This is a genomic window from Nocardioides ultimimeridianus, from assembly GCF_054777895.1.
This window is the reverse complement of record NZ_BAAHAB010000003.1, coordinates 219,670-240,248: the sequence shown is the minus strand read 5'-3', so window position 1 is coordinate 240,248 and position 20,579 is coordinate 219,670. Positions and strand designations below refer to the sequence as shown.

Sequence of the window (20,579 nt, the reverse complement as noted above, 5' to 3'; positions counted from 1 at the left end):
GTCCAACGAGCGGCGTGTGACCGGCGTTACGTGCCGAGCGGCCGCTCCGCGAGGGCCTCGACCAGTCGCCGGCCCGCGACCCGCCCCGCCTCCAGGACGGTGTCGATCTGGTGGAACTCCAGCAGCCCGACGTTCCGCGTGGGGATCCGTACGACGAGATCGGCCGCCGCCGCGGCCCGCCGGTCCTCCTCGGCGGCCGCGAACAGCAGCGTCCGCATCAGCGTCTCGGGCAGGGTCGGCACCCGCGGCGGCCGGGGCTCGCCGCTCGCCCGGGGCCGCGGGTCGCCGCTGCCCACCGCGAGGTCGACGGCGACGACCGGGCCGGCCGACTCCGCGGCCAGCGGCAGGACGGGCAGGTTGCCGGTGACCGCGCCGTCGACGTACACACGGCCCTCGTGGACCACCGGCGGCAGCAGCCCGGGGACGGCCGCGGAGGCGCGGGTGATGTCGCGGAGCAGGCCGCGGCGCAGCGCGACGGCCTCGTGGCTGTGGATGTCGGTGGCCATCACGGTGAGCTCGCGCGCCAACGCCTCGGCCGTGGCATCGCCGAAGACCCGGGCCGCGGCGGCGGCGATCCGGCCACCGCGGGAGAGCGCGTACTTCGGCAGCCCGTAGTCGCCCACCGGGTTGTGGTGGACGAACTCCTCGCGCACCAGCGCCTCGATCTCGGCGGGGCTGTGGCCGACGGCGTACAGGGCGCCGACGTAGGAGCCCACGCTGGTGCCGGCGACGCGGTGGACCACGATGCCGGCGGCCTCGATCTCCTGCAGCACGCCGATGTGGGCGAACGCGCGGGCGCCGCCGCCGGCGAGCGCGAGGCCGAGCGAGCGCCCGGCCAGCCGGGCGGCGAGGTGCTCGCGCCCGCCGAGGGCGGCCTGGTGGACACGACGTGCGCCGGTGGCGTCGAGCCAGGCGGTGACCCGGCGGGCGTTGGTCGGTCCCTCGAGGACCACCTCGCAGCCCGGGACCGGGTCGACGCCACGCGGGTCCCCGTGCACCACGAGTACGACGATGTCGGCATGCCGCCGGCAGAAGTCGGTGTGCGCGGGGTCGGTGCCGGCCACCAGGAGGACGCGCTCGTGGTCGGACTCGACCGCGGCCAGCGCGGCCGCGTCGAGGGGCCGGTCCAGGACCGCGACCGTGCGGTGCGCGGCGACCAGGGTGGCGAGCTTCGCGGCCGTCTCGCGGACCGGGGCGTTGCCGATCCCGATGACCGCGATGGTGGACGGCGGGCCAGCCTGGCGGGCGGGTGCGGGAAGCCGGGCGATCTGCTCGGCGAGCATCCCGGCCAGGCCCCAGCCCGCGCCCGGGACGTCCTCGAAGGCGGACCGGAGGTCGTCGACCCCGACCTCGACCACCACCGAGTCGCGCTCCGCGACCACGTCGGCCGAGCGCGGCCGGCCCGCGAGGACGCCGAGCTCCCCCACGACCGCACCGCTGCCGATCCGGTCGACGACGACCCCGCCCTTCACGATCGCGAGCCGCCCGGCACCGACCACGTAGACGACCTCGGCGGGGTCGCCGGCACGACAGAGCGCCTCGCCGGCGAGCACCTCCCGGCGTACGCCCACGGCGGCGAGGCGGTCGACGGCCTCCGGCGCGATGTCGCGGAAGGCCGACAGCTGGCCCACGCCGCGCTGGTCGGCCTGCGCGACGTCGTTGTGGCGCAGCTGGGGCTCGGCGGGAGCGGCGGTGCCCTCGTCGACGGCCTCCTGGCGCGCGGTCATCAGGGCCGCCGCGACCGCGACCGCCACGAAGCACCACAGCGACAGCCGCCACCCGTCCCGGAACATCGCGACGGCGGCCACGGGATGCAGCGGCGACGCCTTGCCGACGATGACGACGAGCACCGACACCCCGAGCACGCCGCCCATCTGGCGCACCGCGGAGACCACCGACGAGGCGGTCGCGTAGCGGCCACCGGGGACCGCCGCGAGCGCGGCGCTGCCCAGGATCGGCAGCGTCGCCCCGGCCCCGGCGCCGGCCAGGATCGCGCCGGGCAGCCACTGGCTGAGGTAGTGCGGCGACGTACCGACGTGGTAGACGAACCACCACAGCCCGGCCGCCCACAGCAGCGCGCCCGGTACGGCGACGTTGCGGAACCCGTGCCGCTGCGCGACCTCGCCGAGGCGTGGCGCGACCAGCGCGGTCACCAGGGCGCTGGGGGCGACCGCGAGGCCGGCCTTCCACAGCGGGAGGTGCCAGACGTACGTGAGCCACAGGATGTGGTTGAGCAGGTAGGCGTACATGCCCATGCCGGCCAGCGCCGTGGCGACGTTGGCGAGGGCGAAGGTGCGGATCCGGAGCAGCGACGGGTCGATGACGGGAACCGGGTGGCGCACGGTGCGCACCCCGACGACGACCAGCAGGGCTGCCGCGACGCCGAAGCAGCCGAGTGTGCTCGCCGAGACCCAGTGCCAGTCCGGGCCGCGGATGATGCCGAGGCTGAGGGCGGCCAGCGCCAGCGCGAGCACGCCGACGCCGGGCAGGTCCGGCATGCTGCGCTTGCCCGGCGACCGGCTCTCGTCGATCATCCGCGAGCCGAACCAGAGCGCGGCCAGGCCGAGCGGCAGGTTGACCAGGAACGCCAGCCGCCAGCTCGAGGCGGCGACGATGGCGCCGCCGATCGGCGGCCCGAGGCCGGCGGCCAGGGCGGCGGTGGCTCCCCACATGCTGACCGCGTGGCCGCGGCGCTCCTCGGACGCGGCGTGGATGACGACGCCGAGCGAGGCCGGCACCAGCAGGGCCGCGCCGACCGCCTGCCAGACCCGCCAGAAGACCAGCACGTCGAGGGAGTGCGCGGAGGCGCAGAGGACCGAGGCGGCGGTGAAGAGTGCGACGCCGATCGAGAACATCCGGCGCCGGCCGATCACGTCCGCGAGCCGTCCGCCGGCGACGAGCATGGCCGCGAACACGAGGTTGTAGGCGTTCAGCACCCAGGCGAGGGCGCTCGTGGAGGACCCGTGGAAGGTGTGCTGGATCGCGGGGAAGCAGATGTTGACGATGGTCGCGTCGAGGAACGCCAGGAAGGCGCCCAGGGACGCGACGAGCAGCGCGCCGCGGGATCGCTGCGCCCGCCGGTCTGGACCAGTCGCGCGCCACTGTGACGGGGTAGACAGCGGCGCGGGATCGATGCGAGCGGTCATCGAACCTCCTCCGGCCCAGGTCCATCGGAAGCGGAATCAGGCCTGGTTGAGCGGGTTCCCGAGCACTCGCGTGCGAACGGCGTCGGCGGGAGCAGGACGCGTCGATCCGATCGTCGCGCATCCCGTAGCGCTTTGTCACCGAGAACACAAATCCGATGACTGTCCGCGCCGTGTAAAGGGTGCTTGACTCCGAGAGATCTCGGCATGATCCGCCGACTCGGCGCGGACCGCTCACACAGGTTCCCCCTGAGCACAGGAGACATGGCGATGACGCGAGCACAGAGCGCCCCGCTGCAGAGGCCGCAGGCCGCGATCGCGGCCGCGATGGCGCTGGCCTGCGGGCTGCTGATCCAGTCCGGTCCGATGGACCGGCTGATCGCGGCGGGCGAGCGGATCAGTCATGCCATCGCGAGCTCCGCCAGTACGACGAGCGCGCCCGACTCCCCCGCCGCCACCGCCCCGACCGCCTTCAGGCGCGCCGCCGACGGGTCGCTGCACGTGGTCAACCGCGCCGCGGGCCTGTCGGCGACGTACGACGCGAGCGGGCTGGCCGTGCGCCCGCGGACCGGCGGCGACACCGTCCACATCACCGCCACCGCGCTCGGGCGTGCCGGCACGGCACCCGTCCCGCTGCCGGCGGTCGCGCCGATCGCCACCGACGAGACCGCCGTCGCCCGGCGCGGGCCGGCGAACGAGTGGGTGCAGAGCGGACCGAGAGGCCTCGAGCAGGGCTGGACCATCCCCGTCCGGCAGCCGGGCTCCCGGCCCCTCACACTCACCCTCGGCATCCGCGGCGCAGCCGTCCAGCGGGCGTCCCGCACGGCGCTGTCCCTCGTGCCCGCCCGGGGCGTCGTGGTCTCGTACGCCGGACTGGTGGTCCGCGACGCGCGCGGCCACCGCCTCCCGGCGTACTTCACGACCGGTCGGGCCGGCACCGCCATCCGCATCGACGACGCGCATGCGCACTACCCGATCGTCATCGACCCCGACCTCGACGCGGTGCAGGTCATCGGCTCCCCCGCGACCGCGAACGGCAACCAGCTGGGCTCCGACGTCGACGTCAGCGGCCGCTGGATGGCGGTCAAGGAGCCGGGCGCCCACCTGGACGCCGGAGCGGCCAGGCTCGGCCGGATCGACGTCTACCACGACTCCGACGGCAACGGCTCGTGGCAGCTGGTCAGCCAGCTCGCCGACTTCCAGAACGACACCGCAGCCGTCACGAACACCGGCGTCGCGGTCACCACCGAGTCGGCCGGCGTCACGGTCTTCGCGATCATGTCGACCGGCGCCATCTGGTCGTGGACCTTCGCGGGCGACCCGGACACGGTCGCTCCCAACTCCCAGCCGGTGCAGCAGCCGCCGCTCACCGGGGTCGCGCCCGCCGGGGCGTTCCTGCTGAACCCGACCTCGATCGACGCCGGGATCGACACGCTCGACGGCTCCGGGCTGCTCGTCGCGGGGTTCCCGAACGCGGGCGACCAGGGCGTCCGGACGCTCAACCCGGACGGCACCGTGGGCGCGCCGAGCGAGCAGATCGGCACGGCGGAGGTCTTCCGGCGTACGGGTGCCTTCGGGACGCCGTGGGCCTTCGAGGCGCGCATCGACCCTCCGGGCGGCATCACCCAGCCCCCGGCGAACCGCGACATCCTGCAGCTCTTCGGCACCAGCGTGTCGATCAACCCGGTCGGTGCGATCGCGATCGGGGCGCCCGGTGACGACGGCGTCCAGACCCACACCGGCGGCACGATCGCCAACCCCGCCCCCTTCGGCACCACCACGAACGAGGGATCGGTCTACACGTTCAACTTCCAGGGAGCCAGCTGGGTCCAGGAGGCCCGGCTCACGTCCTCCCCGACCGTCGCCGGCGCGAAGTTCGGGTCCTCGGTCGCCGTGGCGCCGGACGACACGCTGCTCGTCGGCGCTCCGCTCGAGAACAGCAGCACGGGCGCCGGCTACCTCTTCACCGTGACCGCCGGACCGGGCACCTACGTGTGGAACCAGGTCCAGCGGATCCTCCCCGACGACCCGACCACCCCCGCGAACGAGGCCGTCGCCAGCTCGGGGATGGGCACCCGGGTGGCCATCGACAGCACGGGCCGTCGCCTCTACGTCTCCGCTCCGAACCAGGCGATCGCGACCGGCAAGAACGGCGCCATCTACGCCTACACGCGTGCCAACTCGGGCCCCGGGACCGCCGGCACCTTCGCCGCCCGGCTGGTGCCGAGCACCGCGAGCGACCAGCACGGCGGCCTGGCACAGGGCTTCGGCACCGCCCTGGCGGCCAGCGACAACGACGTCCTCGTCGGGGCGTCTGCCTTCGGCACGGCGTACGAGACCCTCGTCGGGCGGGTGGTCGCCTTCCACCGGACCGGCACCTCGTACGCCGTCTCGGCCGAGCTCCAGCCGCTGGCCTCGATCCTCGACGGCGACGGGTTCGGCACGGCCGTGGCGCAGGACGGCGACGAGCTCGCCGTGACCCTGCCGGGCAGCAACCGCGGCAGCGGATTCGGCCAGGGTGCGGTCGCGATCTACCACCGCGACGGCACGGGCACCTGGGTCTTCGAGCAGATGCTCTTCCCCTACTCGAACATCAAGAGCACCGGCAGCACCTGGGGCAATGCCGTCGCACTGCACGTCACCCGTGACGCACAGGGCAAGGACGTCGGCCTCGCGGTCGCCGTCGGTGACCCCGCGGACGACTACTTCGACACCGACGGCAACAACCCCACAGCACCGACGACCATCACCGATGGCGGCTCGGTGGCGATCTTCGGCCGCGACGGACCGCCCGGGACGGCGTACCAGTCCGGCTACAAGATCTGGGCCGGCGGCCGCGAGAACAGCACTCCGCTCAGCGACCTGAGCGGCGTCCAGGCAGGCGCCGGCTTCGGCTCCGCCGTCACGTTCACCGCCGATGGCACGCTCCTCGTCGGCGCACCGCACGCCGACAGCGACGCCGGTGCGGTCTACCGCTTCGACAAGGCGTCCCCGACGACGTCGGTCCTCAACTACCTCGCCCTGCAGAAGGTCGGCGCTCCCAGCGGCTCGACCGGCTTCGGCGAGGCGCTCGCCGCCGACGGCACGAGCGTGCTCGTCGCCCCGTCCGACGGCAGCGGCCTGGCCCGGTTCACCGACGGCGGACCGTCGACGAACCTGGCGGCCCACGGCAGCTTCCCGATGGACCTCGCCGACACCGGCGACCCCGTCGGCCTGTCCCTGGTCGGCAACCGGTACGCCGTCAGCGGCGACGACCCGAGCGACGACCTGAGCCTCTACCGCGTCCGCGTGTACCGCATGGTCGGCGACGTCGCCGTGCGCGAGATGGACGTGCGGCCGGTGCCCACCGGCTCGATCGGGCGCGGGATCTCCCTCAACCACGGCGGCTCCGTGCCCACCCTGGTCGTCGGCACGCCGCAGGAGGGCGACGGCAACGCGACGGTGTACGTCGCCAAGGTGCGCTCCGACGGCTCGGCCCGGTGGTCCAAGAGCGGCATCCTGACCGTCCCGGTGGACAACGCCCCCGCCACCCACTTCGGCTACGCGGTCACCAACTGGCCCGCCAACGGCGGCGCCGTCATCGGTGCCCCGCAGGCCGACATCGAGGGCATCGCGACCGGTGCGGTGTTCACCTACGACACCTCCGGCGTCGTACCCCCGCCGGGGCCGCAGGCCTTCGTCGACGTCTCGCTGCCCGCGACCACGCAGGTGGGTGCGTCCCAGCTCAGGACCGCGGGCCTGCCGCCGTCCCTGCTCACCCGCAACAGCACCACCGACGGCTCCATCGCGGCCGCCCCGATCGGCAGCATCGACCTGTCGCAGGCCCCCGTGGGAAGCGCCCTCGACGCCTCACCCCTGTCCTCGGTCCCCCTGTCGAGCGTGCCGCTCTCGAGCGTCCCGCTGTCGTCGGTCCCGCTCTCGAGTGTGCCCCTGTCCTCGGTGGCGGGTGGCTGGGCGGCCGTCCTCGCCGGCACGCAGTACGACGGGGTGCCGCTCCAGAGCGTCCTCCTCAGCCAGGTCTACGACCTCCCGTCGGTGCAGGCCCTGCCGCTCGGCGCGCTGACCCTCGCGGGATCGCCGCTCTCGTCGGTGCCCCTCGCCTCGATCGCGCTCGGCGGACTTCCGCTTTCGTCGGTCGACATCGACCCCGCGCACACCGGCAACGTCATCGGCGAGTGGTGCGCTGCGCTCAAGGCCGCCGGTGCCGACACCACCCGTCTCGGCCTCGACTGCGACAACCCCTCGGACGCCGCCAACGACTCCGTCACCGTGCTCTCGATCGGGGTGCGCGGCGCGCCCCTGTCGTCGGTCCCGCTCTCCAGCGTCCCCCTGTCGTCGGTCCCGCTCTCGAGCGTGCCCCTGTCGAGCGTCCCGCTGTCCTCGGTCGGCCTGGCCGGCTCGCCGCTGTCCTCCGTCCCGTTGTCCAGCGTCGACCTCGGCAGCACGCCGCTGTCCTCGGTCCCGCTGTCCAGCGTGCCGCTGTCCTCGGTGCCCCTGTCGTCCGTCCCCCTCTCCAGCGTGAAGCTGGGAGGTACGCCGCTGTCCTCGGTGCCGCTGTCGAGCGTCGACCTCGGCAGCACGCCGCTCTCCTCGGTCCCGCTGTCCAGCGTGCCGCTGTCCTCGGTGCCCCTGTCCTCGGTCCCGCTGTCCAGCGTCCCGCTCTCCTCGGTCCCGTTGTCGTCGGTCCCGCTCTCGAGCGTCACGCTCGGAGGAGCACCTCTCTCGTCGGTGCCGCTGTCCAGCGTCGACCTCGGAGCGACCCCGCTCTCCTCGGTGCCCCTCTCCTCCGTCCCGCTGTCCTCGGTGCCGCTGTCCTCGGTGCCGTTGAGCAGCGTCCCGCTGTCGTCGGTGCCCCTCTCATCGGTCCCGCTCTCGAGCGTCAGCGTCAACGGCGCGCCACTGTCGTCGGTGCCGCTGTCCAGCGTCGACCTCGGCAGCACGCCGCTGTCCTCGGTCCCGCTCTCCAGCGTCCCGACCTCGCAACTGGCCACGCTGGTCGACTGCGGCCTGGTCGACTGCGCCCGCGCCACCTTCGGCGACGCGGCCCGGGCCGGTGCGCTCAAGCCGGGCGCGGTGATCGGGGATCTGGGCGCCCTCGCCCACGGCATGCGGCTCAGCGACCTCATCGGGGCGGGTAGCCACCTCACCGCCGACCAGCTCATCAGTGCGCTGGGGAACCGGACCCTGGCCGACCTCAGCGGGTGGGACGACCTCACCCTGGGCGAGCTGCCGCAGATCTGGCCGTACCTCACCCTCGCCGACGTCAAGGGCGCGGCGGGCGGCGTCCGGCTCGGGGACCTGGCCGATCACCTCATCGACTTCACGCGGGGTCAGCTCCGCGAGGCGGTCGACGACGCGCACCTGTCCCTCGCCGACCTGACCGGTTGGGACGACGTCACCCTCGGCGAGGTGGACGTGCTCCTCCAGTACCTCCACCTCAGCGACCTCACCGGGGCCCTCGCGGGCATCCGCCTGGGAGACCTCGCCGGAGCCATCCAGAAGCCGGACGGCGGCGTCTACAGCGCCGAGGACCTCAGGGCCGCGCTGTCCCAGGCGATGCCCGGAGCCACGCTGGGCGATCTCGCCGACCTGGACGACCTGACCCTGGGTGACCTCAAGGCCTACGGGGACACCACGCTCGGCCAGCTGCTCTCGGCCCTGAGCTCGGACGCGGCCGGGAAGATCACCCTCGGCGACCTGCTGCTCGCCCTGCTCAACCCGAAGCAGTACCCCTGGTCCTCCCTCGACCTCTCCCAGGTCGAGACCCAGGCCCTGGACACCAACCCGAACGGCTCACCGGTGACGGTGGCCTACCGCGCGGACGCGCCGGACGGACTCCCGCGCACCGTCCGGGTGACCGTCGAGCTGCCGACCGGCTCCCGCCTGGACCGGTCCACGATCGCCGGCGACGGCAACGACGCCGACCTGACACCGACGATCACCGGCGACACCGCCACGTGGACCTTCACCGACGTGCCCGCGGGCGCGCCGCAGTCGCTGACCTTCGACCTCGACGCACCCCTGGCCCTGGGCCCGACGTCCGTCCGAGCGACGGCGTTCCTGGTCGATGACGACGCCGTCGACAGCGACACCGCGTCGACGAACGTCACCGAGGCGATCGAGCCCAACGACACCGTCGCCACCGCCACCCCGCTGCCGGACGACACGATCATGCTCTCCCACGTCTCGCACGCCGGGGACCTGGACGTCTACAAGTTCGACGTCAGCGACCCCGGCACCCGGGTCTCGCTGAGCCTGAGCAACCTCGACGCCGACCTGGACATGGTCCTCTACGCGCCGAGCGACGGGTCGATCGTCGCCACCGGAGGACGCACCCTCGACCCGGTCGCCGACAGCGGCGGGACCGGCCTGCCCGCGTCCAGCCAGGACGGCACGGCGACCCCGCAGCCCACGGTCGGCAACGACATCCCCGAGCCTTCCGGGCTCGGCGCCCACGCGGTCATCCAGGGCTCGTTCAACCGTGGCCGCGCCGACGAGCAGATCGACACCGGCGAGCTCACCAAGACCGGCACCTACTACCTCGCCGTGTCCGGCTACAACGCGGCCACCGACACCCAGCCCTACGCGCTGCGGCTGAAGAGGTTCGTCTCGCACGACCAGCCCGCCTGCCCCTCGCGGACGATCGCTGCCGGCACCCTCGGCTCCGAGCTCCCGCAGACCCTGCCGAGCGGGACGAACACGGTGTTCGTCGTGAACCGGTCCCGGATGGCCGGCCTGTACGGCGAGGACAGGACCGCCGCGCTGATGGACCAGCTGCACTCCTTCACGGCCTGGCTGAACAGCCACAACCTGGGCCAGAGGGCCTCGGTCCTGACGGTCGACGCCGACCCGGCCGTCCGCGACGCGTACGGGCGCTGGGACGCCAGTCCCTGCCTGCCCTCGGGCGCCAACGGGGTCGTCAGCGAGATCGCCCGGATCCTCAACGGCTACCGGGCGGGCGGCGCGAACCTGAAGAACGTCGTCCTGGTGGGCGGCGACGACGCGGTCCCGTTCGCGCGGGTCCCCGACCGCACCACGGTGGCCAACGAGAGCGGCTACGCGAGCACCTTCTCCGACGCGGGCAACGCCCTCTACGCGACCTTCGCCACCAGCAGCGTGCAGACCGACAACGCCTACGTCGACCGCTCGCCGTACGCCTTCGGCGACCGCACGCTCTACATCCCGGACACCACGATCGGCCGGCTGGTCGAGTCTCCGACCGAGATCGGCAACCAGCTCACCGACTTCGAGAACGCCAACGGCAGGCTCGCCGTCGGCACCGGGCTGGTGACCGGCTACGACTTCCTGACCGACGGAGCGCAGGGCGTGGCGTCGCAGGTCGACAAGACCTACGGCAGCGTCGACACGCACCTCATCTCGGACTCGTGGACCCGGCAGGACCTCGAGGACGCGATCGCCGCGCTCAAGCCGAACCTGCTCTCGATCAACGCCCACTTCGACCACTTCCGGTCCTTGCCGGGCGCCGGGAACACCACCCACGACGAGACCGACCTGTTCACCGCCGCGGCGGTCCGCGGCTCCCTCAACGGGGACCTCGCCGGATCGGTCGTCTTCTCCATGGGCTGCCACAGCGGCCTGTCGGCCAGCGACCTGCTGCTCGGGAGCAACGACAAGCGCGCCCTCGACTTCGCGCAGGCGGTGTCGAGCCAGGGCGGCGTCTTCGTCGGCAACACCGGCTTCGGGTACGGCGACACCGACACCGTCGCGCTGTCCGAGCAGCTGATGGGCGACTACGCCCAGCGGCTCGACGGCAGCATGACCGTCGGCGACGCCCTGCTGTACGCGAAGAACGCCTACTTCTCGGGGCTGTCCCAGTACACGCCGTACGACGAGAAGGTGCTCGAGGAGACCACCTTCTACGGCCTGCCGTTCTACCAGCTGGACGTCCCCAACCCGCCCGCGCCGCCGGCACCGGTCTCCCCGCTGGTCGTGCCCGACAACGCGACCTCGCTCTCGGTCGCGCTCACGCACATCCAGCCGACCTACGTCGACCGCACCGCGAGCGACGGGACGACGTACGCTGCCGCCGTCGACCCGACGACCGGGCAGGACGACGTGACGACCGTGCAGGGACGCCCGGTCGAGCCGCGCACGGACCAGGAGTACGCGCTGCCCACGGGCACCGCCGCTCACGACGCGCTCGTGCTCAGCCTGACCAGCAACGACCGCCCGGACACCGACCCCTACGTGTTCCAGCCGATCGTGGACAGCAGCGGTGAGCGCGTCGACGTCGGCGTGGACACGGCCTTCCCGACGCGGGCGGTGCAGGTCAACGACGGCCTGTCGCCGGCCGGCGCCACCTTCCACGTCGCCGCCACCACCGGCTACTTCCGTACGACGGCGCCCGACGGCACCGGCCTGCAGCGCAAGTACCACTCGATGGACGTGGAGACGTTCCTCGCCCCGGCGGCCAACGACGACTGGACCGCGCCGACGTTCTCGCAGGTGACCGGCCAGGTCGCCAACGGCCTGCTGACCGTTTCCACCCACGTCATGGACGACCGCGGCGATGCCTCCCGGATCAAGCGCGTCTACCTGCTGGTCCTGCAGGACCCGCCGGCCGGGGTCGACACGACCTGGCGCAGCCTCGACCTGGTGCGCACCGCCGGAACCGATGAGTGGAGCGGATCGATCCCGACCACCGGCCGGAACCTGGAGCTCATCCTCCAGGCGGTCGACGCGGCCGGCAACGTCGCCGTCACCACCGACAAGGCCGACAACTTCGCCGACGGTGCGGTCATCGGCGGGACCACCGACAACGGTGGCACCGGCGGCACCGGCGGCACCGGCGGCGGCAACGTCGACCCGCTGAACGTCGCGCTGAGCGGGCAGCAGGGCAACGCGGGCTGGTACACCGGCGCGGTCACCGTGACCGTGACCGGCGGCAGTCGCGACGTCTACGAGATCGTCGGCGAGAACGACCCGGCCGGCTACCAGCAGCCGTTCCAGGTGACCGGCACCGGGCTGCACACGGTCCGGGTGACCAGCGCCGACGGGCAGACCCGGACGGTCACGATCCCGATCGACACCGTCGGGCCGACCGTGCGCCTCGACAGCCCGGCGGTGGGCCAGGCGATGCCCGCCGCCCCGGGCTCGCTGATCCTGTTCAGCTGCCCCGACGCGGGCTCCGGGTCGTCCTCGTGCACGGCCACGCTCGACGGGTCACCGGTCACCAGCGGCTCCACGGTGCCGCTGCCCCCGGGACCGCACACGGTCATCGTCACGACCGGGCCGGACAACGCGGGCAACGCCCCGAGCCAGCGGACGCTGACCCGCACGTTCACCGTGGTCCCGGCACCGGCGACCGTCGGCACGATCGGCGTCACGAAGCCGAAGGACGGCGCCACGACGACCCTCACGGTCCCGTTCACCGGCTACTCCGTGCTGACCTACAGCGGCACGGTGGCTTGGGGCGACGGCGCGACGACCAACTGCGCGATCGCGGGCTCCGGCTGCACGGTGACCCGCAACAGCGCGGGCGGCGGCACCCTCACCGCCACGCACGTCTACCCGACGTCGTACGTCGACACCACGGCCACCGTCACGATCCTCGACAACGTCGGACAGACCGCCACCGGCACCGTCCTGGTCAACCGCAGGACGACGATGACGGCGACGGCGGCACTGCTGCAGCTGAAGACCGGGACGAGCACGGTCACGCTCAAGAGCGGAGCCATCTCGGCAACGCTCAAGAACAGCTCCGGGACAGCGCTCAGCGGTCAGTCGATCACCTTCTCGCTGCCGGACGGGACGACGATCTGCACCGCCACCACCAACAGCAGCGGTACGGCGAGCTGCCCCTCGACGATCACCTACACGCTGGCGATGCTCCTGGCCGGCCACTACAACGCGACCTTCGCGGGCAAGGACATCTACCACGGCTCGACGGCCACGGCGAGCCTGATCGGCTAGATCGGGCGCTCAGAGCGGGACGGGCAGCGCTGGGAGCCGGACGACTCCCAGCGCCGCCAGCTCGGCCTCGGCCTCGGCCAGCACCGCCGGATCCCCGGACAGCACGGCCGCGTCGTTGAGGGAGACCGCCCGCTCGAACCTGGCCCCGCCCTCCTCGGCGAGCAGCACGGCCTTCTGAGCGGCGGTGAGCGCCGCCTCCGCATTGCCGAGCTGCCAGGTCCGCCAGCAGTTCAGCCGCGCCAGGAAGGCATCGGAGCCGGGGAAGCTGTGGCCCTCGCCGACGGCCGTCTCGACGCTCCGGATCACCTCCGCCGCCGCCGCGGTGTCGCCCGACAGCAGGTGCGACTCGGCGATGCGCAGGCTCGTCTCCAGCTCGAAGGCGCGCGCCTGCAGTCGCTCGAACGACCCCAGCGCGGAGGCCAGCGCGGTCATCGCGCCGGGGCCACGGCCCATCCGCGCGTGCGCGCGCCCGATGTTGCTCGTGGCGACCGCGCAGCCGAGGGGGTATCCCGCGGCCGACCACGTCCCGAGTGCAGACTCGAAGGCCGCGACCGCCTCGTCGAGGCGGCCCTGGTCGGACAGGATCTCGCCCAGGTTGTTGCGCACCGTCGCGGCCTCCATGACGTCGCCGGCCGTCAGGAGCAGTCCCGCAGCGGTCCTCCAGTCCCGGGACGCGGCGATCCAGTCGCCGCTGTAGTAGCGCGCGATCGCGACGTTGTTGAGGGCCTTGCCCTGGTAGGCCGCGTCGTTGAGCTCCTCGAAGATCGAGACCGCGCGCAGTCCGTACTCGAGATCGCGGTTCCGCCCGGTCACGGTGAAGCCGTACTGCGCGAGCGCACAGGCATGCGCCTCGGTCCTGCGATCCCCGATCGACACGGCGACGCGGGACGCCTCGATCGCCAGGTCCAGATGTCGCTCGTACTCGCCCAGCCGCTCCCAGCAGGCTGCCGTGGCCACGAGCAGCGCCGGGTCCACATCGGTGGCTCCGAGCTCGCGCAACCTGACCTGGCCCCGGCCGTACCAGCGGATGCCCTGGCGGAACCGGCCCGTGCGCTCCCGGAGCATCCCGCGCTTGCGGATCAGGCGCGACTGGTCGGCGAGCCCCAGCTCGCCGGCGCGCGTCTTCTCCGAGGCGCGGTAGCTCGACTCGGCGCGCTCGTACTGGGCGCTGCGCTCGTAGGCGTCACCGAGCACCTCGAAGACCCGCCCCACCTCGACGGGCCGCACCCCCCGGACGCGTCCGCGGACGCCGACGGCCCTGGCGTACGCGGCGATGGCCTCGGCCACGGCCATCTGCCTCCACGCCCGGTCCCCGGCCGCCACCGAGTAGCGCCAGGTGCGCTCGTGGTCGCCGGCGCGGAAGAAGTGCTCGGCGAGCAGGGCGACGTCGTCGGCGTACGAGCTGGCCTCGAGGAGCTCGCCGACCTGCTGGTGCAGCTTGGCCCGCGGCCGGAACGGCAGCGCCTCGTAGGCGACGTCGCGGTAGAGCAGGTGGCGGAAGCGGCGCACCTTCTCGCTCTCGGGCTCGACCAGGTCGCCCAGGCGGTCCCAGGTGACGTCGTCGGGCAGGACCTGGCCGGCTCCCTTCAGCACGATGTCGAGCAGCCGTACGTCGAAGCGCGGGCCCAGCACCGCGGCGTACCTCAGCAGCGTGCGGTCGTCGGGGGCCAGTCGGTCGAGGCGCTCGGCGATCACCCGCTCCACCGACTCGGGCAGGTCGTCGGCCTCGACGCCGGCCCGGACCGCCTCCATCAGCTGCAGGACGAACAGCGGGTTGCCGTCGGCGCGGTCGGCGGCGGCCAGGTCGGCCGGGCCGGCGGCGTCGCCGAGTGCCGTCGTCGCCAGCTCGGCCGCGGCCTCGGGCGCGAGCGGCTCCAGCTCGAGCCGCTCGATCCGGTCGACCTCCTCACCGGCGTCGAGGACGCCGGCGGTGCCCGGCCGGGCGGCGGCGATCAGCAGCCACGGGTAGTCGGCGATCGCCAGCGCCATCGCGCGGAACAGCCCCGCGGACGCCTCGTCGGCGTAGTAGGCGTCCTCGGCGACGATGAGCGTTGGCGTCGCGACCATGACCGTGAGCAGCTCGAGCACGGCGTCGTAGGTGCGCGGCAGCACGAACTCCTCCGCGATCGCGTCGGCCTCGGCGGTCGGCGCGACGACGGCACCGATCGGCACCGCGAGCAGCGGGAGGAGCGGCAGCAGGCCGGGCCGCACCCGCGCGACCGTGCGCTGCAGCACCTGGCCGGCCAGCTCCGGGGTGGCGCTGTGCTGGATGCCGAGGAGGCGGCGCAGGACGACCCGGGCGGCGGCGTACGGCGTGCTGGTCGAGTAGGGCTGGCACAGGACCGTCACGCGGGTGAACAGCCGGTCGTCGGCGGCGACCTCGTCGATCAGCCGGGACTTGCCGATGCCGGCCGGCCCGGAGACGACCACGGCCCGGCCGCGGCCCGCGGCGACGTCGCCGACCCACTCCGAGAGCCGCGCCATCTCGGCCTCGCGCCCCACCAGCGGCAGGTCGCCGGGACCGTTCGCGGTCAGCAGCTCGGCGCCCACCTCGTCGATGACGTGCGCCTTGATCGGCTGGGCCTTGCCCTTGACCAGGAACGGCGGCAGCTCCCGGGCCCGGATCTCGGAGTGCGCGTGGTCGAGGACGTCCGCGGCCGCGACGACCTGGCCGGGCTCGGCCTTCGCCATCAGCCGGGCCGCGAGGTTCACCGGGTCGCCCATCACCGTGTAGGTACGCCGCAGGGGCGATCCGAGGAAGCCCGCGAAGACCCGCCCGCGGTTGACCCCGCCCTTGAGCTTGTGCCGCCGGTCGCCGTGGACCAGATCGACGGTGAACCGCAGCGCGGCCTCGTCGTCGTTGACCGTGGACCGGGGTGCGCCGGCCGTCGCGATGAGCTTCACGCCGTTGCCGATCACGTCGCTGTAGAGGAACTGCACGCCGTAGACGCCCTGCAGGTGCTGGGTCGCCCGCACCAGGCTGTCCAGTGATCGCGCGAAGCCGGCGGGCCCGATCTCCTCGAGCCGGTGGTCGGTGCCCTCGAACTCCACGAACGAGATGGTCGCGAGCCGGTGCTCGCCGCCGAGCTGTGCCAGGGCCCGGATGTCCTCGCGCAGGCTCGGCGAGATGAGCTCCAGCGGCGTCGGTCCCGCGTCGGGCTCGGGGACGCCACGCGGGCGGCGCAGCGGCGGCGGATCCAGCAGGATCCCGGTGTCGGTGGCCGGCCCGCGCCATCCCTCGGGCAGGTACGACGCCAGCTCCGGGCTCACCAGCACCTGCCCGGCCCCGGCCGCCGACTCCAGCTCGACCGTGCGGGTCACGGGTGCGCCGGCGAGCACCAGCTCGCGCCAGCTCGGCTCCCCCACCAGGAACAGGTCGAACTCCCCGAAGTGCCCGCCCACCGACATCCTGAGGCCGATCCGGGAGAACCGCGGGGCCCGGATCGTCTGCTGCATGCGCGCCGCGGCCCGTGCCGCCGCCAGCGCGGAGTCCGCGCCCGGGAACCAGATGAGCAGCGCGTCGCCGCCGAACTTCAAGACGTCGCCGCCCTCGCTGTCCGCGATCGCGATGAGCGCCTCGAAGCAGCCGTTGACGATGCCGGTGAGCCGCTCGGCGCCCTCGCGGCCGAGCACGGCGAGACGCTCGGACATCGCGGTGAAGCCGGACAGGTCCGCCGACACCAGCGAGCCGGTGAGGCGCTGGTGGATCCGGTCGGGGGCGTCACGCAGCCAGTCGACCGTGACCCGAGACACATACGGTCGCCAGTCATGTGGACTCGGCGAGGTCACGGTCGCATTCTGGCATCGTCAGGGTGTGAGCCCGGTCACTTCGCCGGACAAGATCGGCCGCGGCCTAGACCACCTTGACGGTGCCCCGCATGGTCGGGTGGATGCCGCACTTGTAGCGGTAGGTGCCGGCCACGCGGAAGGTGTGCGAGAACGACTGGCCGGGTTGTAGCAGCGGCGAGCGGAAGATCCGCGGCCCGCTGGTCACCACCACGCTGTGGGCGATCGGGTCGTGGTTGGTCCAGCGCACCGTGCGCCCGCGATGGATCTTCACCCACGAGGGCGAGAACGCCATGTTCCGGATCGCCACCTGCACCGGCGTCGCTGCCTGGGCGGGCGGCGCCGCGGTGGGCAGGACGGAGAGCAGACCGCTCAGGGTCAGGGCGAGCGCGAGCAGCAGGGTGCGGATCCTCATGCCCCTTCCACGAGGTACGCCGCCGCAAGGTTCACGCGGCCCCGGCCGGATCTCAGTGCGTGAGCGCCATCGCGGGCCAGCCGAGCACCTGCGCGGCGTACCCGGCCCAGGACGCCGGGCCGGACATGCCGGCGACCGTGAGCGAGTGGCCGGCCGCGTAGCGCAGGCCGATCACCACGTAGACCACGGCCCCGAGGGCGAACACCGCCATCAGCAGCTTGGCCCCCGCGGACACCGGCCGGTCGACCCGCTCCTCGCGCGGGGTCACGGTCTTGGTCTCGTCGTACCTCATGCTCATCGCTTCCCCAGGATCTGCTCGGACTCCACCAGGCCTGCGTCGCTCGGCTCCTCGCCGGCGCCGAAGACGCGGTCGTGCTGCTTGGCCCGCCACTCCAGGTGGGCCTCGGCGGGCCTGTCGTAGCCGTAGCGCTCGCGCGCGGCGGCCGGCGTCAGCACCACCGGATGCCGGGGCGGGATCCCCCGCAGCACCGGCTCGACGATCGGGACGCTGCCCGGCGACAGCATCCCCAGCGCGACGACCTGCACCGAGGCGCTGAGCCGGGCCAGCCGGAACACCACCATCAGGATCGGCCGGACCATCGCGTCCACGAGCGCCGGCTGGCGGATGCCGGCCATCTCGCGCATCCAGCGCGGCAGCGTGGCGATGACGCCCGCCCGCAGCACCAGGTTGTTCACCCACGAGACCGGCAGCAGCCAGCGCGGCAGCGGCGAGACGAGCAGGCCGCCGTTGAGCAGGTGCCGCATCGCCTGCACCGCGATCGGCGAGCCGGACAGCTGCGGCCGCATCCGGTCGAAGTAGGCGATCACGCCTTCGCGGGTGCGCGGCACGTCGGCCGGATCGCAGGTCTGCAGCTCGGCCGCGACCGCGCACTCCTCCCAGTAGCGGGCCTCCTCCTCGGGCGTCAGCCGACCGGGGCCGTAGCGCTCGTAGGCGTAGAGGATCGAGTGCCAGGCGGTGAGGTGGATCCAGAGCTGGGAGTGCGGCGCGTTGGCGTCGTACCGACCGCCGGCGTACGGCTCGATGCCGATGGCCTTGGAGTGCACCTTGACCAGGATGTCGGCGGCCTTGAGCGTCTGCTCGGATCCGCCGAACGCGACCATCGAGAAGTAGCGCAGCGTCCGGTCGTAGCGGGTCCGCGGCCGCTGGTAGATGTCGTGGGTCTTGTCGACCGAGGCGACCAGGTCGGGATCGAGCTCCTCGACCACGACCGCACGGATGAACCCGACGGTCAACGAGGTCGGGTAGCTCCAGACCTTCCACGTCACCGACTCCGGGCCGAAGAAGCCGTAGTCCTGGGCCGGCTCCACCTTGCGCGCCATCCGGTGTCCTCTCGCATATACTACGAATCAGTAGTAATCTTTTTCTACGCGACCGTAGCAATGTCTGTCAAGGTCTTCCGAAGGAGGTGGGCGATGAGTACGACGACCCGGACCCGCCGCACCTACGCGGCCCGGATGCCGATCGAGCAGCGCCGGGAGCAGCTCCTCGAGGCCGCCCTGACCCTGATCGGCCGGGAGGGCTACGGCGGGGTCACCATCGAGGCGATCGCCGCCGAGGCGGGCGTCACCAAGCCGGTCGTGTACGGCGCCTACGCCAAGCTCCCGCTGCTCCTCGGCGAGCTCCTCGACCGCACCTACGCCGACGTGATCACCCAGCTGCTCGCCGCGTTCGGCGACTCCACACCGTCACCCGCCGAGGTCACCCACGCCTGGGCCGCCGCGGTGCGCGGGAACCCGCGGACCTGGGGGCCGATCCTGCTCACCGGCGGCCAGGCGCCGCAGGTCGTGCTGGACCGGATCGAGGAGGGGCGCCGGCTCGTCCGGCGCCAGCTCGCCCGGCTGCTGGCAGGCGGCCGGGAGGTCACCAGCCGCGAGAGGCTCGCGTCCGAGGCGATCATCGCCGCGGCCGAGCACTTCGGGCGCCGGATGCTCACCACTCCCGCCGATGTCGACGACGACGAGCTCGCCGCCCTCTTCGAGGACCTGGTGCGGGCCGCGGCGAGGCCCCGGGTCTGAGCAGGGCGGCTCAGGCCCCGACGACCTCGAGCTCCACGCCCCCCGCCAGCCGGTAGGGGTGGGTGTCGATGAGGCCGCCCACCGCACGCCGCAGCCGGGACACCTCGGCCCGGACGGTGACCAGGTGCTCGGCGTCGCCGTACAGCCGGGTGCTGAGCTCGGCGGCGGTGAGGCCTCGGGCGCCGGCACCCGCCAGCAGGCCGAGGATGTCGGCGTGGCGCGGGGTGAGCGCGGTGCGCCAGGCGTCGTCGCCGGTCACCTCGAGCACCGGCTGGGCGCCGCGCAGCAGGCGCGCCCGCAGCCGGCTGTCGGGCGTGCCGGGACGCACGAGCCAGCCCTCCCCCAGCCGCTCGGGCAGGCACAGCCCGAGCCCGGGCACGGCGATGGTCCGGTCCGCACGGGGCACCTCGATCCGGTCGCGCGCGGAGATGCCGGACTGGTGGGCGACCCAGCCGTGGTCGTCGACGACGAGCAGCGGACCGCTGGTCGCGCCGACCACCGCCTCGGTCGCGCGGCGCAGGCTCTCCAGCCCGGCCCGGTGGTGGCGCCACAGGGACGACTCCGCGATCCGCACGGCGCTCTCGACGAGCGCGCCGATCGCGGGGTGCAGGGTGAGCGCGGGGCCGCTGACGTCGACCACGCCGAGCAGCTCCCCGTCGCGCGGGTCGTGGATCGGGGCGGCCGTGCAGTACCAGGGGTGCTGCTGGCTCTCGAAGTGCTCCGCGGAGAACAGCTGCACCGGGGCGCCCTCGGCGATCGCGGTGCCGATCGCGTTGGTGCCGACGACTTGCTCGGTCCACACCATGCCCTCGACGAAGCCGAGCCGGTCGGCGGTCGCCCGCACCCGAGCCGAGCCCTCGCGCCACAACAGCACGCCGTCGGCGTCGCACACCACCATGAGGAACAGCGACGCGTCGGCGATGGTGGACAGCACGCTGCGCAGGTCGTCGATGACCAGCGACAGCCGAGAGGTACGCCGCCGGCGTACCAGCTCCTCGGCGGACATCGGCCGGCGCGCGTTCACCCGGTCGGCCGCCAGGCCCATGCCCATCACCCGCGACCAGGACCGCGCGACGAGGGCCCGCGGCCGCTCCGGCGGGCGGGTCCCACTGAGCACCGCGTCGTGGATGCGGACCAGCTCCCGGGCGTGCAGGGTCAGGTCCGTGCCCGGCGCGATGGCGCCCAGGACGTTGCCTGCAGGCATCGGCCACCCCTCTCGTCGTTCGGCCACGCTACTCCGGACAGTGTGACCCCGGCCACGTTGC

At 73.3% G+C, this 20,579-nt stretch carries 8 protein-coding genes; 2 read left to right on the top strand and 6 right to left on the bottom strand.

Translation table 11 applies throughout. The features are described from left to right. Window positions 1–26 precede the first annotated feature (26 nt). On the bottom strand, window positions 27–3,146 hold the full coding sequence (locus tag ACYU8V_RS02360) for an MFS transporter (RefSeq protein ID WP_460844848.1): 3,120 nt from the start codon (window positions 3,144–3,146) through the stop codon (window positions 27–29). A 267-nt stretch (window positions 3,147–3,413) separates the two neighbouring features. Between ACYU8V_RS02360 and ACYU8V_RS02355 the strand changes: the two genes are divergently transcribed. After that, complete coding sequence (locus ACYU8V_RS02355; protein WP_460844847.1) at window positions 3,414–13,076, top strand: hypothetical protein; 9,663 nt, start codon at window positions 3,414–3,416, stop codon at window positions 13,074–13,076. 9 nt (window positions 13,077–13,085) lie between these two features. Here ACYU8V_RS02355 and ACYU8V_RS02350 read toward each other — a convergent pair whose 3' ends face one another. The 4 genes from ACYU8V_RS02350 to ACYU8V_RS02335 all read right to left on the bottom strand — a co-directional run bounded on the left by ACYU8V_RS02350 (window position 13,086) and on the right by ACYU8V_RS02335 (window position 18,618). Continuing rightward, the gene (locus tag ACYU8V_RS02350; RefSeq protein WP_460844844.1) at window positions 13,086–16,829 is read right to left on the bottom strand and encodes an AAA family ATPase; all 3,744 of its coding nucleotides are present in this window, start codon (window positions 16,827–16,829) and stop codon (window positions 13,086–13,088) included. A gap of 100 nt (window positions 16,830–16,929) precedes the next feature. After that, window positions 16,930–17,277 (bottom strand): cupredoxin domain-containing protein, encoded by a 348-nt coding sequence (locus tag ACYU8V_RS02345; protein WP_460844842.1) that lies wholly within the window; start codon window positions 17,275–17,277, stop codon window positions 16,930–16,932. A 52-nt stretch (window positions 17,278–17,329) separates the two neighbouring features. Beyond that, complete coding sequence (locus ACYU8V_RS02340) at window positions 17,330–17,569, bottom strand: hypothetical protein (protein WP_460844840.1); 240 nt, start codon at window positions 17,567–17,569, stop codon at window positions 17,330–17,332. 2 nt (window positions 17,570–17,571) lie between these two features. After that, on the bottom strand, window positions 17,572–18,618 hold the full coding sequence (locus tag ACYU8V_RS02335) for an oxygenase MpaB family protein (RefSeq protein WP_460844839.1): 1,047 nt from the start codon (window positions 18,616–18,618) through the stop codon (window positions 17,572–17,574). Between the two features lie 93 nt (window positions 18,619–18,711). On the opposite strand from ACYU8V_RS02335, the gene ACYU8V_RS02330 reads away from it, so the two are divergent. Further along, a complete protein-coding gene (locus tag ACYU8V_RS02330) occupies window positions 18,712–19,314 on the top strand; it encodes a TetR/AcrR family transcriptional regulator (protein WP_460844838.1) in 603 nt (200 codons plus the stop codon). Between the two features lie 10 nt (window positions 19,315–19,324). On the opposite strand, the gene ACYU8V_RS02325 is transcribed toward ACYU8V_RS02330, so the two are convergent. After that, window positions 19,325–20,518 (bottom strand): helix-turn-helix domain-containing protein, encoded by a 1,194-nt coding sequence (locus tag ACYU8V_RS02325; RefSeq protein WP_460844837.1) that lies wholly within the window; start codon window positions 20,516–20,518, stop codon window positions 19,325–19,327. Between the last annotated feature and the right edge of the window lie 61 nt (window positions 20,519–20,579).